Consider the following 15000-nt stretch of genomic DNA (forward strand, 5'->3'; position numbering starts at 1 on the left):
ATCGGCCAACTCGAGGGCAGCCGCGGAATCCGGCCCGCTTTTTCTCGATGGGCTCATGTGGCAGTCCCGGCAGGAGGTGTACGCCCAGGAGCAGCAGCGTCAGCGCTTGATCAGCGAGATCGGTGCCCTACGCGGCATGGACGACCCGCAGCGCGAAGGCATGATCGCCTTGATTTCGTCGCGTGCCGCAACCGGCCGCGTCGTGGTCGAGCACAGCGATCCGCGCTGGCTGCAAGCGAATCCGGCCCGCGATCCGTTGCTCGAACGCGGCGATAAGGTCATCATTCCGACACGCCCGAGTTCCGTCACGGTGATTCGCGCCGATGGGTCGATGTGTACTCGGCCTCACGTGCCGAATGCCGAGGCGCTTGACTACGTACTGGCATGTGATCCCCGGGGACATCCGGATTTCGCTTGGATCGCGCAGCCCGACGGTAGGGCGGAACGCGTTGGCGTGGCGTTGTGGAACCGGAGCGCGCAGGACTTGCCCGCGCCGGGGGCGTGGATCTGGGCACCCGGCCGAGGGGGCGCGTGGCCCCAAGAGGTCTCCGGACATATCGCGAACTTTTTCGCGACGCAGGGCGTGTCCGATTCCGAATCCGCAGGGCGGGTGTCCGATATCCCCCTGCAACCGGACTCGCGATTGCCTGCGCCAGTTATCGAATCACGCTCGCGCGATTTACAGATGACGAGCGACGACTGGGGGGGCATCGGATTACTGCAGATGCCGACGGCGCGGATGGCCGATGCCGGTGAGGCATCGATCAGCCTCTCCAACGTAACGCCGTACACCAGGCTGAACGTGATGCTGCAGCCGCTCGATTGGTTCGAGCTGGTCTTCGGCTATACCAACGTTACCAATCAGGCGTACGGGTCGGCTTCATTGAGCGGCACGCAGACCTACAAGGACAAAAGCATCGACGCCAAATTCCGGTTATGGAAGGAATCGGCCTGGTTGCCGGAGGTTTCGGTGGGCTTTCGCGATCTCGGCGGAACATCTTTGTTCGGCGGCGAATACGTCGTCGGCAGCAAGCGGGCAGGCGACTTCGATTGGACGCTCGGACTCGGATGGGGTTATCTGGGGGGCCGCGGGAATTTGCCCAATCCACTCTCGGTGTTCGGTTCGAGTTTCAATCAGAGGCAGGAGAGCACCGGCACCGGACAATTCTCGCTGGGCTCGTATTTCCATGGGCGCACATCTTTATTCGGCGGGGTCCAGTATCAGACGCCCATCGACAAGTTGCTTCTCAAAGTCGAATACGACGGCAACAACTATCAACACGAACCGTTCGGCATGGCCCTGCGCGACCGGTGGCCGATCAACGTCGGTGCGGTCTACCGCGCGTCCAAGCACGTCGATTTGACCTTGGGCTACGAACGCGGCAGCCGCCTGATGTTCGGCGTCGCGATCCACGGCAACCTGAAAGATGCCAGCATGCCGAAACTCGGCGATCCGCTGCCGTTGCCGGTGAGCGTGCCGCCTGCCGATACGCAATGGCAGCGACCATCGAGCACTTCTTCGGACGCACCGGCCTCGGCGTTTGCCGCGGATTCGGCGCCCGCCTCATCCGTAGTGGCGGCGAACGCGACTCAGACCGCCGCGAAGCCGGTGGGGCCCAAACCCTTGTTCGCGGCGCGGTGGGTACGGCTTGCTGCCGACATCGAGCAGCAGACCGGTTGGCGCGTTATTGGCGTGCACGGTCTCGGCGCAGACCTGTTGGTCGAGATCGATAATCCCAACGCTTTTTACGTGCGAGCTCATCTAGAGCGTGTGGCGAACGTCCTGGACCGCGACACGCCGCCTGACATTCGTACTTTCCACATACTGCCGATGAGGTGGGGCATGCCGGTCGCCGACTACGTGGTCGAGCGTTCGGTGTGGGTCGACAATCACGTGCGCGCGGTGCCGCCGAGCGAACGCGCCTCGGCCATCGTGGCACACCCGCCGATCTCGGAGCGCGCGATCGACGCGTTGCCGATGCTCTTCGAACAACCGCCCCAGCGCTTCAAGATTGCGGTGGGGCCCGGTTATCAGCAGACGCTCGGCGGGCCGAACGGTTTCGTGCTGTACCAGCTTTCGGCCAATGCTTCCGCCGAGCTGCGGCTGACGCAGGATGCTTGGATCGGGGGCGATCTGAACGTGGGCCTCATCAACAACTACGACAAGTTCACCTACGATGCGCCTAGCTCGCTGCCGCACGTTCGTACCGACATACGCCAGTATGTGACGAGTTCGCGCGTGACGATTCCCTATCTGCAATTGACGAAGGTCGGCAAGATCGGTGTCTCGAACTACTACAGCCTCTATGGCGGCTTGCTCGAAAGCATGTTTGCGGGCGTAGGAGGCGAGTGGCTCTATCGTCCGCCGCAAAGCCGGCTCGCTGTCGGCGTCGACGTGAACGCGGTTCGCCAGCGCGGTTTCCGGCAGGACTTCTCGCTGCTCGACTACAGCACCGTCACGGGCAACGTCACGCTCTACTGGGACACGGGGTGGCACGGCGTGCATATGGATCTCAGCGTCGGCCGCTACCTTGCGAGGGACCGCGGCGCCACGCTCGATCTCTCGCGAACGTTCCGCAACGGCGTCACGATGGGTGCCTACGCGACGCGCACGAACGTATCATCGGCCGAGTTCGGCGAGGGCAGTTTCGACAAAGGGATCTACGTGACGATTCCGTTCGACGCCATGATGACGCGCTCGAGCGCGGACGTCGCGCGACTCGACTGGCATCCGCTTACGCGTGACGGCGGAGCGAAGCTCGACCGTCAGTATCCGCTTTACGACCTGACGCGGCTCGATGATTGGCGCAGTCTCTGGTACCGTCCGCCGTCGGATGACGGGCAATGAAGGCGAGGCAGCATGCGATGGTTGGCGTTCGGCGTTGGCCGTCGCAATCGTGCTGCGTGGTCGATTGCGCCACGCATTGACGTCGCTCTGCTTTTTCTTATAGTTGCCGTAGCTTCCGGTGAGCGTGCGGCTCGTGGTCTTTCTATTCTTTCGACAAGGCTAGCATCGAAATGCAGGTAGCCCTCCGGTGTTCCTCTGTGTCTCCGCGGCGTTTCGGTTTATACGCTGCTGTCAGAATCGCGGTCGTACTTGGTATCGGAGCGCAATTCATGGCCGGCATGTCCGCCTATGCGCAGGATGCCGGCACCGTCGACCTGCCGCCGTTGCCGCCCTCCCTTCAGTGCAACGCGCAAAGCGGTCAGGGCAATTGCGATGCGGCGGCGTCGTCGGTAGCCGCTTCGATTCGCACGCAGGGTCTCGGGAGATCATCGCTGAATTCACCGAGACTGCTTGGCGCGTCGGCCGCATCGAGCGACCCGGCATCATCGGCGCTTGGGTCGAAGAGCGCCGAGAGCGAGGCGAGTGAGCGCGATGCACGACGGGGCGTCGCTCAGATCGATCCGCCGACGGCACTGCAGAAGTTCGTCACGCGTACCACCGGCCGGATATTGCCCATCTTTGGACAGAATCTCTTCACACGTGGAGCGGGACAAGCCTATGCGCCAGTGCAAGATGTGCCCGCGCCGGCGGACTATGTCATTGGGCCCGGCGACGAAATCGTGCTGAGCCTCTGGGGCGGCGTCGATGGCCAATTGCGCCTCACCGTCGATCGCGATGGGCAGATCGCGATCCCGAAGATCGGCACCGTGACGGTTGCGGGGGTGAAGGCCGCAGCGCTGAACAGCGTCTTGAAAGGTGCGGTTGGCCGCGTCTACACTCATTTCGGCGCCAATGCCACGCTCGACCGTCTTCACTCGGTTCAAGTCTATGTGGTGGGGCGTGCTCGCCACCCGGGCGCCTACACGGTGTCGGGCCTCTCCACGCTCGTCAACGCGTTGTTCGAAAGCGGCGGGCCGGCACCGAACGGGTCGATGCGCCGGATCGAGCTTCGTCGTGACGGCGCGCTCGTCACGACGCTCGATCTCTACGATTTCATCACGCAAGGAAAGGCGGCCGGCGACGTGCATCTGGAGCAGGGCGACGTGATCGTGATTCCACCCGCGGGGCCGCGTGTGGCATTGCTTGGAGCGCTCGACACGCCGGCCATCTACGAATTGAAGTCGAACGACGAATCGTTGCAGCAGTTGCTGAAGTATGCGGGAGGGGTCAATGCGTTAACGGGCCGCTCCAAGGTGCTCATCGAGCGCATCGATCCCACCCAGGCCAGGGCGCCGCGTACCGTCGAGGAGCTCAAGCTCGATGCCGCCGGGCTCGCGAGTACCGTGAAAGACGGCGACGTGATCACGTTGTTCGACATCAGCCCTCAATTCGCCAACGCAGTGACGCTGCGCGGCAACGTCGCGGCGCCGTTGCGCTATCCCTACAAGCCGGGTATGACGCTCGCGGATCTGCTGCCCGATCCGGACGCGTTGCTGACACCCGACTACTTCACGCGCAAGAACATCCTGGTGCAATACGATCGGCCCGAGCGCAGCGGGCAGTACCAACAAGGCGCGCAGTCTGGGCAAAACGGGCAGAGCGGACAGGACGGACAGGACGGGCAGGACGGGCAGAGCGGACAACTACTGGATCGGACAAAGGCCGAGGTGAAGAACCTGGTCGACGAGCCGGATTGGAATTACGCCGTGATCGAGCGCCTCAATCACAACGACCTCAGGACGCAGTTGATCCCATTCAATCTAGGCGATGTCGTCCTGAAGAAAGATCCGAAGGCCAATTTGCCGCTCGAACCGGGCGATGTCGTGACGATCTTCGGCACGAAGGACATGCGCTTGCCGCTCGCTGACGAGACGCGGCTCGTGCGCGTCGACGGAGAGGTTCGTGCTGCCGGTATCTACGAGTTGCGTCCTGGAGACACGTTGCAGACCGTCTTGCGCCGCGCGGGGGGGACCACGCCGCAGGCCTATCTCTACGGTCTCGAACTCACGCGCGAGCAAACACGCAAGGATCAGCAGCGCAACCTCGATGCGGCGCTCGCGCGTGCCGAGCGGCAGGCTGGCAGCCAGCTAGCCGCGGCGCTCGCGAACGTTCCCGACGGTGATAAGGCCGTGCAGGACCAGATCGTCGACGCGCAGCAGTCCGAGCTTCAGACCTTGCATTCGCTCAAGCCCAATGGACGGGTGTCGCTCGATTTGCCGACGAGCGTCGATAGGGTTGCCGAGTTGCCCGATGTCCCGCTGGAAGGCGGCGATGCGGTTTACGTTCCGCCGATGCCGTCCTACGTGATGGTCGTGGGCGCGGTGGACAACGAAAATGCGCAGCTCTGGGGGCCGGGGCGCACGGTCGGGGATGCTCTGCGCGCCGCAGGCGTACAGCAGGACGTCGCCGATTCGTCCGGGGCCTTCGTGCTGCGCGCAGACGGCAGCGTGCTCCGCAAGAATTCGACGACCTGGTTCCACTCCTTCAACGCGACTCCACTCATGCCGGGCGATACGGTCGTGATGCCCGAGAAGCTCGATCGCCGCTCGACCATGACCAAGGTCGTGGCGGGATTGAAGGACTGGACGCAGGTCCTGGCAAACTTCGGTCTTGGCGCGGCCGCCATCAAGGTCCTGAGATAATCCCCATGAACGATATGGCAACGAACGTGACGACTGCGCAGCGCGACGGGGACCCAGCGAAGCGTGGGGATGGGCCGGGCGTCGATACGCCGGGCGTCGAAGAAATCGATTTGCTCGATGTCGGGATCGCACTTGGCGAGGAAAAGCGAACGATCTTCGGGGTGGCGTTCGTCGTCACGCTCGTGGGGCTCGTAGTCAGTCTGATGCTGCCGGCGATGTACACCGGCCAGACGGTCTTGATGCCGCCGCAGCAACAAAGCTCGGCATCGAGCGCCTTGGCTGGCCTTGGCGCATTGGCTGGTATGGCGGGCGTGGTGCCGGATATCAAATCGCCTGACCAGGTTTATGTGGGCCTGCTCAAGAGCGATACGATTGCCGACCGGCTCATCGATCGTTTCAAGCTCGAGCAGCGCTACGACGTCGGTCTAATGCAGGCGGCACGAACGAAGCTTCAAGAGCGGGTCGACATTGCAGCCGACTCGCATTCCGGGTTCGTCACGATCAAGGCGAGCGACCGCTCGCCCGTCTTCGCCGCGCAGCTCGCAAATGCGTACGTCGATGAGCTGCGCATGATGCTGGACCGTCTGGCGGTGACCGAGGCACAGCAGCGGCGCTTGTTCTTCCAGCAACAGGTGGACAAGACGAAGGAGAAGCTGAGTCAGGCTGAAATCGCACTCAAGGATGCCCAGCGGTCCTCGGGCGTGGTGAGCCTCGATGCCCAGGTGCTAGGCGCAATCCGCCAATCGGCCGATCTGCGAGCACAAATCGCTTCGCGCGAAGTAGAGCTTGAATCGATGCGCACTTACGCGACCGCGAGCAATCCCGACGTGCAGCGAGTCCTTGCCGAGATCGATGCCATGCGCGGGCAACTCGCGACGCTGGAGGGGGGCGATGGCGCCAATGCGAGCAAGAAATCCGACGACGCGGCTGCGCTTGCTACTGTCCGCGCCTATCGCGAGGTCAAATACCAGGAAGCGCAGCTCGATGCGTTCACAAAACAACTCGAACTCGCTCAGCTCGATGTGGCAAGAGAAGGGCCGCTCGTGCAGCAGATCGACGTCGCGACGCCACCCGAAAAAAGGAGTGCGCCGAGGCGGGGCTTGATCGTGCTCGTTTCGGCCGTTGCTGGTCTCGCACTCGGGTTGGTCGCGGCGTTTTTCCGCAGGGTGGCTCGGTCAAGCGCGGAAACGGCCGAGAAGTTCGTCCGCATGCGGGAAGCCTGGGGGCTGCGTGGAAAGAAAGCCCGAGCGAGTCGTGAAGGCGTGCTTTGATTTCGGCGAGCGTTGCGTTGCGCGCGGACTCAGCGCGCTCGATACGCGCACCGCGAGGCTCGCCGTTATCATCGCTCGCGTTGAATGGCGGAATACAAAAAGCCTCGGAGCGTTTCCACTCCGAGGCTTTTAAATTCTGGTCGGGGTGAGAGGATTCGAACCTCCGGCCTCTACGTCCCGAACGTAGCGCTCTACCAGGCTAAGCTACACCCCGAATTTGACACTGCTTGGACTCTTCCGACCGATCAGTCTCGTTCAAGACTGACGCGCCGTCGAGTAAGAGCATAATTCTAGCAGGCTTTCTTTGTAAATGGAATCCGGGAACGAAGAAATCGCCGCGGCGGCCGCTCGCGCCTCGCGCTTTGCGCACTCGAGCGTGTGATCGAGTGCGCCCGAGCGCGTGATCGCCTCGAAAATCGTGTCGAAGCGATCGGTGCCGCCGTGCTCGATCACCTCACGCGCGAGCGCCGATTGCTCTGGCGTGCCGCGCTCGATCAAATAGATCAGCGGCAGCGTCGGCTTGCCTTCGCGCAGATCGTCGCCGGCGTTCTTGCCCATCGATTCGGCCGTGCCCGTGTAGTCGAGCCAGTCGTCCATGATCTGGAATGCCGTGCCGATGCGACGGCCGAACTCGGCGGCGGCCGCTTCCGTGGGCGCGTCGGCACCCGAGATCACCGCGCCGAGCTGCGCGGCCGCCTCGAACAGCTTCGCCGTCTTGTAGCGGATCACCTGCATGTAGCGCGCTTCGTCGACGTCCGCATCGTGCATATTGAGCAGTTGCAGGACTTCGCCTTCGGAGATGATGTTCGTCGCTTCGGCCAGAATCTCCATGACGCGCATCTTGCCGATGCCGACCATCATCTGGAACGAGCGCGAGTAAAGGAAATCGCCGACGAGCACGCTCGCGGCGTTGCCGAACAGCGCGTTCGCCGTTTGCCGGCCGCGCCGCAGATCCGATTCGTCGACGACGTCGTCATGCAGCAGCGTGGCCGTGTGGATGAACTCGACGATTGCCGCGAGCTCGTACCGGTGGCCCGTGGTATCGCCGAGCGCGCGCGCGACGAGCAGCAGCAGCGCGGGGCGCAGCCGCTTGCCGCCGGCGCCGATGATGTATTCCGAGATCTGATTGATGAGCATCACCTCGGAAGCCAAACGTTGCCGAATGACACGATTGACCTGCTCCATGTCCTCTGAAATCGGGGCGAGCAGGTTGGCGGCGCTGGGGGAGGTGGTGGCGGTCGACGACATGATCAAAAAATTGGGTGATGCCGCGGATTATAAGGGGTATGCGGCTTCCCGAGGGGGCTGGCGGCGGCTCGATGTCGCGCCGCGCGCGGGTGTCGGGCGCTTGGTCGTCGGCAATGCGCTTTGACCGCGCCGCTAACTCCATGTATAATCACGCGTTTTCGCGCACGGCGGTACGGTACGGTGCGGGGAAGGGAAGGATGTAGGAAGGGAGTAGGAAGGAAGCAGCGGTAGGTTTGGAAAAGCAGGTTTGAAAAAAGCGTCCACGCAAGTGGCGCACACAGAGTGAGGTTCTCAATGTACGCGGTCATAAAAACCGGCGGCAAGCAGTATAAGGTTGCTGTCGGCGAAAAATTGAAAGTAGAACAGATACCGGCAGACATTGACGCTGAAATCACGCTCGACCAGGTTCTCGCGGTAGGCGAAGGCGAATCGATTAAGTTCGGTACGCCGCTGGTGAGTGGGGCTTCCGTCAAGGCTACCGTCGTATCGCAAGGGCGGCATGACAAAGTGACGATCTTCAAGATGCGTCGCCGGAAGCACTACCAGAAGCACGCAGGTCACCGCCAGAACTACACCGAACTGCGCATCGACGCGATCAACGCGTAAGCGCACCGGTTAAGGAGCTATCAGATGGCACACAAAAAAGCAGGCGGGTCTTCCCGCAACGGCCGCGACTCCGAGTCGAAGCGCCTCGGCGTCAAGGTGTACGGCGGCCAAGCGATCAACGCCGGCGGCATCATCGTGCGCCAACGCGGCACGCGCATGCATCCGGGCAGCAACGTCGGGATGGGTAAGGACCACACGCTGTTCGCATTGGTCGACGGCCACGTCAAGTTCACGACGAAAGGCGCCGACAAGAAGCATACGGTCACCGTTCTCCCGGCCGCGGTCTGAATTCGATCAGACACGGGAGCGACACAGCAAGAAGGCCCCGCGTGGTTGGCGGGGCCTTTTTTCTTCTGTGCGCAGATTTCGTGCGCCAACATGGTGAAGGCGCGCGGCAAGCGGCAAAATATCGGGAAAACCCGGGACGGAGCGAGAAATGAAGTTCATTGACGAAGCGCGGATCGAGGTGATCGCCGGCGATGGCGGCGACGGCAGCGCGTCGATGCGCCGCGAAAAGTTCGTTCCGTTCGGTGGCCCCGATGGCGGCGACGGCGGCCGAGGTGGCAGCGTCTACGCAGTCGCCGACCGCAACATCAACACGCTCATCGATTACCGGTACGCGAAGAAGCACCAGGCGCGCAACGGCGAAAACGGCCGCGGCTCCGATTGCTACGGCAAGGGCGGCGACGACGTTTTCCTGCGCATGCCCGTCGGCACGGTCATCAACGATCTCGACACGGGCGAGATCATCGCGGATCTGACCGAGCACGAGCAGACCGTTCTCATCGGCCAGGGCGGGGCGGGCGGCCTCGGCAATCTGCACTTCAAGTCGAGCACGAACCGCGCGCCGCGTCAGAAGACCGAGGGCAAGCCCGGCGAGCGCCGTATGCTGCGCCTCGAACTGAAAGTGCTGGCCGACGTCGGTCTGCTCGGGATGCCGAATGCGGGTAAATCGACGTTCATCTCCTCGGTATCGAACGCGAAGCCGAAGATTGCGGACTACCCGTTTACGACGCTCGCGCCGAATCTAGGCGTCGTGCGCGTGGGGCCGAGCAAGAGCTTCGTCATCGCCGACATTCCGGGCCTGATCGAAGGCGCGGCTGAAGGCGCGGGGCTCGGTCACCAGTTTTTGCGTCACTTGCAGCGTACCGGGCTGCTGCTGCATCTCGTCGATCTCGCACCGTTCGACGAGAGCGTCGATCCCGTTGCCGAAGCAAAGGCGATCGTAGCCGAGCTGCGCAAGTACGACGAAGCGCTCTACCAAAAGCCGCGTTGGGTCGTGCTGAACAAGCTCGACATGATTGCCGAGGACGAACGTGAAGCGCGCGTGGCCGACTTCGTCGAGCGGTCCGAATGGGCGGGGCCGGTGTTTCAGATCTCGGCGCTGACTGGGCTGGGCTGCGAGAATCTTTGCTACGCCGTCTACGATTACCTGTCCGAGCATTCCGATGCCCACCGTGCCGAGCAGGCAGAGGATCTCGCGGCGGACGTCCGTTTTCGCGACGGGCCGCCGGCTGGCGATTCGACTCCACCGCGGGCCTGATTCGCGCCTGATTCGCGCATGGGGCGCCGGCGAGGGCCGCGCCCACCGCTCGCCGCCGTCCAACGGCGGGCTCACCGATCATTCATGGAGACTGTCGCACGATGCGCTCTGTCATCGCGGATTCGAAGCGCTTGGTTGTCAAGGTGGGATCTAGCCTCGTGACGAACGAAGGGCGCGGGCTCGACCAGGCGGCGATCGGCCGCTGGGCGGCGCAGATCGCGCAGTTGCGCGAGCGCGGCAAGGAGGTCGTGCTCGTCAGTTCGGGGGCGATCGCGGAGGGCATGCAGCGTCTGGGATGGACGAAGCGTCCACGCGAAATCGATGAATTGCAGGCCGCGGCCGCCGTTGGGCAAATGGGTCTCGCCCAAGTTTACGAGAGCCGCTTCGCCGAGTATGGGATTCGCACCGCCCAAATTCTTCTCACGCATGCCGACTTGGCCGACCGCGAGCGCTATTTGAACGCGCGCTCGACGCTGCTGACGTTGCTGCGCTTGGGCGTCGTGCCGATCATCAACGAAAACGACACGGTCGTGACCGACGAGATCAAGTTCGGCGACAACGACACGCTGGGCGCGCTAGTCGCGAATTTGATCGAAGGCGATGCGCTCGTGATCCTCACCGATCAGCCGGGCCTATTTACGGCCGATCCGCGCAAGGACCCTGCGGCGCAACTCGTGCGCGAAGCCGACGCGGGCGCGCCCGAATTGGAAGCGATGGCCGGTGGCGCAGGTTCTGCGATCGGCCGCGGCGGCATGCTGACGAAAATTCTCGCCGCGAAGCGTGCGGCCGGCAGCGGGGCGAACACCGTGATCGCAAGCGGTGGCGAGCCCGACGTGCTGACGCGGCTGGCGGCGGGCGAGGCGATCGGCACGCAGCTCGTCGCGCGCACGGCACGCCTTGCGGCACGCAAGCAATGGATGGCCGATCACCTGCAGGTGCGTGGGCACGTCGTGATCGACGACGGCGCGGTGGAAAAGCTGACGGCCGGCGGCAAGAGCCTACTGCCGATCGGGGTGGTCGACGTGCAGGGCGTGTTCGCGCGCGGAGAAGTCATTGCTTGCGTGAGCACGGCCGGGCGCGAGGTGGCGCGCGGGCTCACGAATTACAGCAGCGCCGAGACGAAGCGGATCCAGCGTCATGCGAGCGCCGACATCGAATCGATCCTCGGCTACATGCTCGAACCCGAGTTGATTCATCGCGACAATCTAGTCGTTCTCTAACGCGGCGAAGACGCTGCGCTGTCATACGAAGAAGGGAAGAAGGGAAGAAGGGAAGAAGGCCCACATCGTCGGATGCGGGCCTTTGTTCTTTAGCGCCGGACGTTTGCCGCCAGCCGGATGCCGCAGGCGCCACGGAGCGCCGCATTACTCCATATGTGACGTTGCCGTGCGGTGCAGGCGCATGTCGTTGACGATTGTTTTGGTCGTTCCCGCCGGCATCTTGTTGGCGCAGAAGTAGTCCTGATAGAGCGATGCGTGGTACGCGTTGAGGTCGCCGTTTTCGATGCGCGCCCAATCGTTCGACACGGTGCGGTCCCAGCCGTCGTGATCGGCGTTCAGGCCCGCATAGAGCCGCCACTCGTAGGTATCGCAGCGAATGCCTTCGTAATTGACGTTGTGCGCACCGCTCGGGCTCGTGATCACGACCGTGTAGCGCACGACGCCGTCGGACCCCACGCTCACCGACTTCGCGTCGACCGCGAAATGCAGCGGCGTGTTCTGCGACACGTCGAACGCAATCAGATCGCGCTCGCTCGGTAGCGACGGCAGCGTCTCAACCTTGTTTTCAGTCCAGACGGTCGTGTTATCGAGCAGGTAATGGAACGTGCTGTCGTCTTTGGGTTTGGTCGGCGTATGCGAGCAGCCGGCCAGAACGGCGGTGCCGGCCACGCAGGCCAGCGCGAGAACGATCGCTTTCAATATGGATACCTCGGATGAGCGGGCACAAAGACTCGAAAGACCCGAATGATAGCGTCCGCGCATGTGATCGAGCGAGCGGCGCGCGTGTGCACGGGGCACCCCCATGCACACGCAGCGTTCGCCGCGGCGATGATACGGCCGATCAGTCGGGCAGGATGAAACTCGGCACGGAGTAAGCCGACGTGTCGGCGCTGCCGTTCGGCACTTGCGGCGCAGCTTCGTCGGGCATCGACGCTTGCGCCGACGGCGACAGGCGCGGATACCGCCCACCGTGATGCGGCCCGTGCGGCTTGTCCATGCGCGGCGCAACCCGGCGCAGGAAACGCGACAGCTCGGTCAGCGCCAATTGATAGACATCCCGCTTGAACTCGATGACCGCGTCGAGCGGCACCCAATACTCGTTCCAGCGCCAAGCATCGAATTCCGGGTGATCGGTGGCGCGCAAACAGATGTCGCAGTCGCGGCCGACCATCCGAAGCAAGAACCAGATTTGTTTCTGGCCGCGGTAGTGGCCGCGTACTTCGCGCTTGATGAACTTGTCGGGCACCTCGTAACGCAACCAGTCGCGCGTGCGACCGATGATCTTGACGTGCTGCGGGTGCAGGCCGGTTTCTTCGTGCAACTCCCGATACATCGCTTGCAAAGGGGTTTCACCGTACTTGATGCCCCCTTGCGGAAACTGCCAGGAATGTTCACGTAGCCGCTTGCCCCAAAACACCTCGTTATGCGCGTTCAAGAGGATGATGCCGACGTTCGGGCGAAAGCCTTCGCGATCAAGCATACAACCACCTTCGAATCCTTTAAAATTGCTTTGATTATAAACAGATAACGAGCCTTTGGCATCGGCATGCACCATAGGGGTTCCGTGCGCTGCATCAATCGTGCCCCGGTGCCGCCGATGACTTGTCTGACGAATCATGCCGCTTCGCGTTAGGCTTCGATGGTGCGCGCAGCGGTTCTCTGATGTCCCAAGATCACTCGTTCCCTTCTTTTGGCGGCTCGCTGCGGGCTGTCGCTTTTGGAAAATCGTTGAATGAAAGCCTCCCGTTTCTTTATCGGCACTCTGAAGGAAGCTCCGGCGGACGCGGAAGTCGTCAGCCATAAGTTGATGTTGCGCGCAGGCATGATCCGGCGCGCGGCCGGCGGCATCTACAGCTACTTGCCCGTCGGCCTGCGCTCGATTCGCAAGGTCGAGGCGATCGTGCGCGAGGAAATGAACCGCGCCGGCGCGCTCGAGCTCTTGATGCCGGCGGTGCAGCCCGCCGAGCTTTGGCAGGAATCGGGGCGTTGGGAGCAATACGGCCCCGAGCTGTTGCGTTTCAAGGATCGCAAGCAGAGCGATTTCGTGATCGGGCCGACGCACGAGGAAGTCGTGACCGACATCGCGCGCAACCAGATCAAGAGCTATCGGCAAATGCCCGTGAACTTCTATCAGATCCAAACGAAGTTCCGCGACGAGATCCGTCCGCGTTTCGGCGTGATGCGGGGCCGCGAGTTCACGATGAAGGACGCCTACTCGTTCGATAAAGACCAAGCCGGGTTGCAAGAGTCGTATCGCAAGATGTTCGATGCGTACGTGCGCATCTTCACGCGCGTCGGGCTCGAGTTTCGCGCCGTCAACGCCGACAGTGGCGCGATCGGCGGCAATCGTTCGCAGGAGTTTCACGTGATCGCGGCAACGGGCGAGGACGACATCGCCTACTGTCCGGCGTCGGATTTCGCGGCCAACGTCGAAGCCGCCGAGGCGCTGCCGCTCTATGCCGAGCGCGCCGCACCGCGCGAGACGATGCAAAAGACGGCCACGCCGGGCAAAGCCAAGTGCGAAGCCGTCGCCGAGTTGCTGAACATCCCGCTCGAGCGCACGATCAAGTCGATCATCCTTGCCACCGATAACGAAGGCGCCGAGCCGACGATTTGGCTCTTGATGCTGCGCGGCGATCACGATTTGAACGAGGTCAAGGTCGGCAAGCTGCCTGGTCTCGCGGGCTTTCGCTTTGCCACCGAGGCCGAGATCGTCGAATGGTTCGGCACGCCGCCGGGCTACCTCGGGCCGATCGGCACGAAGAAGCCTGTGAAGGTGGTGGCCGATCGCACCGTGGCAAACATGAGCGATTTCGTCGTCGGCTCGAACGAAGTCGATTACCACACGACGGGCGCCAATTGGGGCCGCGACCTGCCCGAGCCGGAAGTGGCCGACATTCGCAACGTGCGCCCCGGCGATCCTTCGCCCGACGGCAAGGGGACGATCGAAATTTGCCGCGGCATCGAGGTCGGTCACGTGTTCCAACTCGGCACGAAGTATTCCGAGGCCATGGGCGCGACGTTCCTCGACGAAAACGGCAAGCCGCAGCCGATGATCATGGGCTGCTATGGCATCGGCATCACGCGTATCCTCGGCGCGGCCATCGAACAGAACTTCGACGAGCGCGGCATCATTTGGCCCGAGGCCATCGCGCCGTTCGAGGTCGTGCTGTGCCCGATGGGCTATGACCGCAGCGAGAGCGTGCGTGCCGAAACGGACAAGCTCTATGCGCAACTGTCCGAGGCCGGCATCGACGTGATCCTCGACGATCGCGGTGAGCGGCCGGGCGTCATGTTCGCGGATTGGGAACTGATCGGTGTGCCGCACCGCCTCGTCGTCGGCGAGCGCGGGCTCAAGGAAGGAAAGGTCGAGTATCAGGGGCGCCGCGATACGGAACCGACGCTGCTGCCGATCGAGCAGGCCGCTGCGTTTGCGACGGAGAAGATCCGCGCAGCGTTCGCTCATCCGAGCCACGCGGGCTGAGGGCGCTGTTTGAGCCGCCGCCCGCCATCGCGTGGGCGGCTCATCGATGGCAGATCCGTGCCGGCCTACCGGTCATTGGCGCGGCGCGGTTTCCGGTAA

At 63.0% G+C, this 15000-nt stretch carries 12 protein-coding genes and 1 tRNA gene; 9 read left to right on the forward strand and 4 right to left on the reverse strand.

The annotated features are described in order from the left end of the window. Positions 1 to 55 precede the first annotated feature (55 nt). From J3485_RS02950 to J3485_RS02960, 3 genes are all read left to right on the forward strand, one after another. Positions 56 to 2848 (forward strand): YjbH domain-containing protein, encoded by a 2793-nt coding sequence (locus J3485_RS02950; protein WP_242538461.1) that lies wholly within the window; start codon positions 56 to 58, stop codon positions 2846 to 2848. Between the two features lie 269 nt (positions 2849 to 3117). Then, on the forward strand, positions 3118 to 5529 hold the full coding sequence (locus J3485_RS02955; RefSeq protein ID WP_242538462.1) for a polysaccharide biosynthesis/export family protein: 2412 nt from the start codon (positions 3118 to 3120) through the stop codon (positions 5527 to 5529). A 5-nt stretch (positions 5530 to 5534) separates the two neighbouring features. Then, positions 5535 to 6800 (forward strand): GumC family protein, encoded by a 1266-nt coding sequence (locus tag J3485_RS02960; protein WP_206951092.1) that lies wholly within the window; start codon positions 5535 to 5537, stop codon positions 6798 to 6800. Positions 6801 to 6937: 137 nt separating this feature from the next. Here J3485_RS02960 and J3485_RS02965 read toward each other — a convergent pair. Both J3485_RS02965 and J3485_RS02970 read right to left on the reverse strand, forming a co-directional pair. Then, a tRNA-Pro gene (locus J3485_RS02965) sits at positions 6938 to 7014 on the reverse strand. Between the two features lie 41 nt (positions 7015 to 7055). Continuing rightward, a complete protein-coding gene (locus J3485_RS02970) occupies positions 7056 to 8048 on the reverse strand; it encodes a polyprenyl synthetase family protein (protein WP_206951093.1) in 993 nt (330 codons plus the stop codon). Between J3485_RS02970 and J3485_RS02975 the strand changes: the two genes are divergently transcribed. The 5 genes from J3485_RS02975 (at position 7984) to proB (ending at position 11417) form a co-directional block, all read left to right on the forward strand. Beyond that, complete coding sequence (locus J3485_RS02975; protein WP_206955876.1) at positions 7984 to 8172, forward strand: hypothetical protein; 189 nt, start codon at positions 7984 to 7986, stop codon at positions 8170 to 8172. The two genes, J3485_RS02970 and J3485_RS02975, sit on opposite strands and share 65 nt — an antisense overlap. 170 nt (positions 8173 to 8342) lie before the next feature. Continuing rightward, positions 8343 to 8654 (forward strand): 50S ribosomal protein L21, encoded by a 312-nt coding sequence (gene rplU, locus J3485_RS02980; RefSeq protein ID WP_206951094.1) that lies wholly within the window; start codon positions 8343 to 8345, stop codon positions 8652 to 8654. 24 nt (positions 8655 to 8678) lie between these two features. After that, positions 8679 to 8942, forward strand: a complete 264-nt coding sequence (gene rpmA, locus J3485_RS02985; RefSeq protein ID WP_206951095.1) for a 50S ribosomal protein L27 — start codon at positions 8679 to 8681, stop codon at positions 8940 to 8942. 148 nt (positions 8943 to 9090) lie between these two features. Next, positions 9091 to 10197, forward strand: coding sequence for an Obg family GTPase CgtA (gene cgtA, locus J3485_RS02990; RefSeq protein ID WP_206951096.1), 1107 nt, complete (start codon positions 9091 to 9093; stop codon positions 10195 to 10197). Between the two features lie 101 nt (positions 10198 to 10298). Continuing rightward, positions 10299 to 11417, forward strand: coding sequence for a glutamate 5-kinase (gene proB, locus J3485_RS02995; protein ID WP_206951097.1), 1119 nt, complete (start codon positions 10299 to 10301; stop codon positions 11415 to 11417). Between the two features lie 144 nt (positions 11418 to 11561). Here proB and J3485_RS03000 read toward each other — a convergent pair whose 3' ends face one another. Beyond that, positions 11562 to 12116: a CNP1-like family protein gene (locus J3485_RS03000; RefSeq protein ID WP_206951098.1), complete on the reverse strand. Its 555-nt coding sequence runs from the start codon at positions 12114 to 12116 to the stop codon at positions 11562 to 11564. Between the two features lie 142 nt (positions 12117 to 12258). After that, on the reverse strand, positions 12259 to 12897 hold the full coding sequence (locus J3485_RS03005) for an RNA pyrophosphohydrolase (protein WP_206951099.1): 639 nt from the start codon (positions 12895 to 12897) through the stop codon (positions 12259 to 12261). 252 nt (positions 12898 to 13149) lie between these two features. On the opposite strand from J3485_RS03005, the gene J3485_RS03010 reads away from it, so the two are divergent. Further along, on the forward strand, positions 13150 to 14901 hold the full coding sequence (locus J3485_RS03010) for a proline--tRNA ligase (protein WP_206951100.1): 1752 nt from the start codon (positions 13150 to 13152) through the stop codon (positions 14899 to 14901). Positions 14902 to 15000 lie beyond the last annotated feature (99 nt).

The sequence above is a fragment of the Trinickia acidisoli genome (assembly GCF_017315725.1).
Lineage (GTDB): Bacteria > Pseudomonadota > Gammaproteobacteria > Burkholderiales > Burkholderiaceae > Trinickia > Trinickia acidisoli.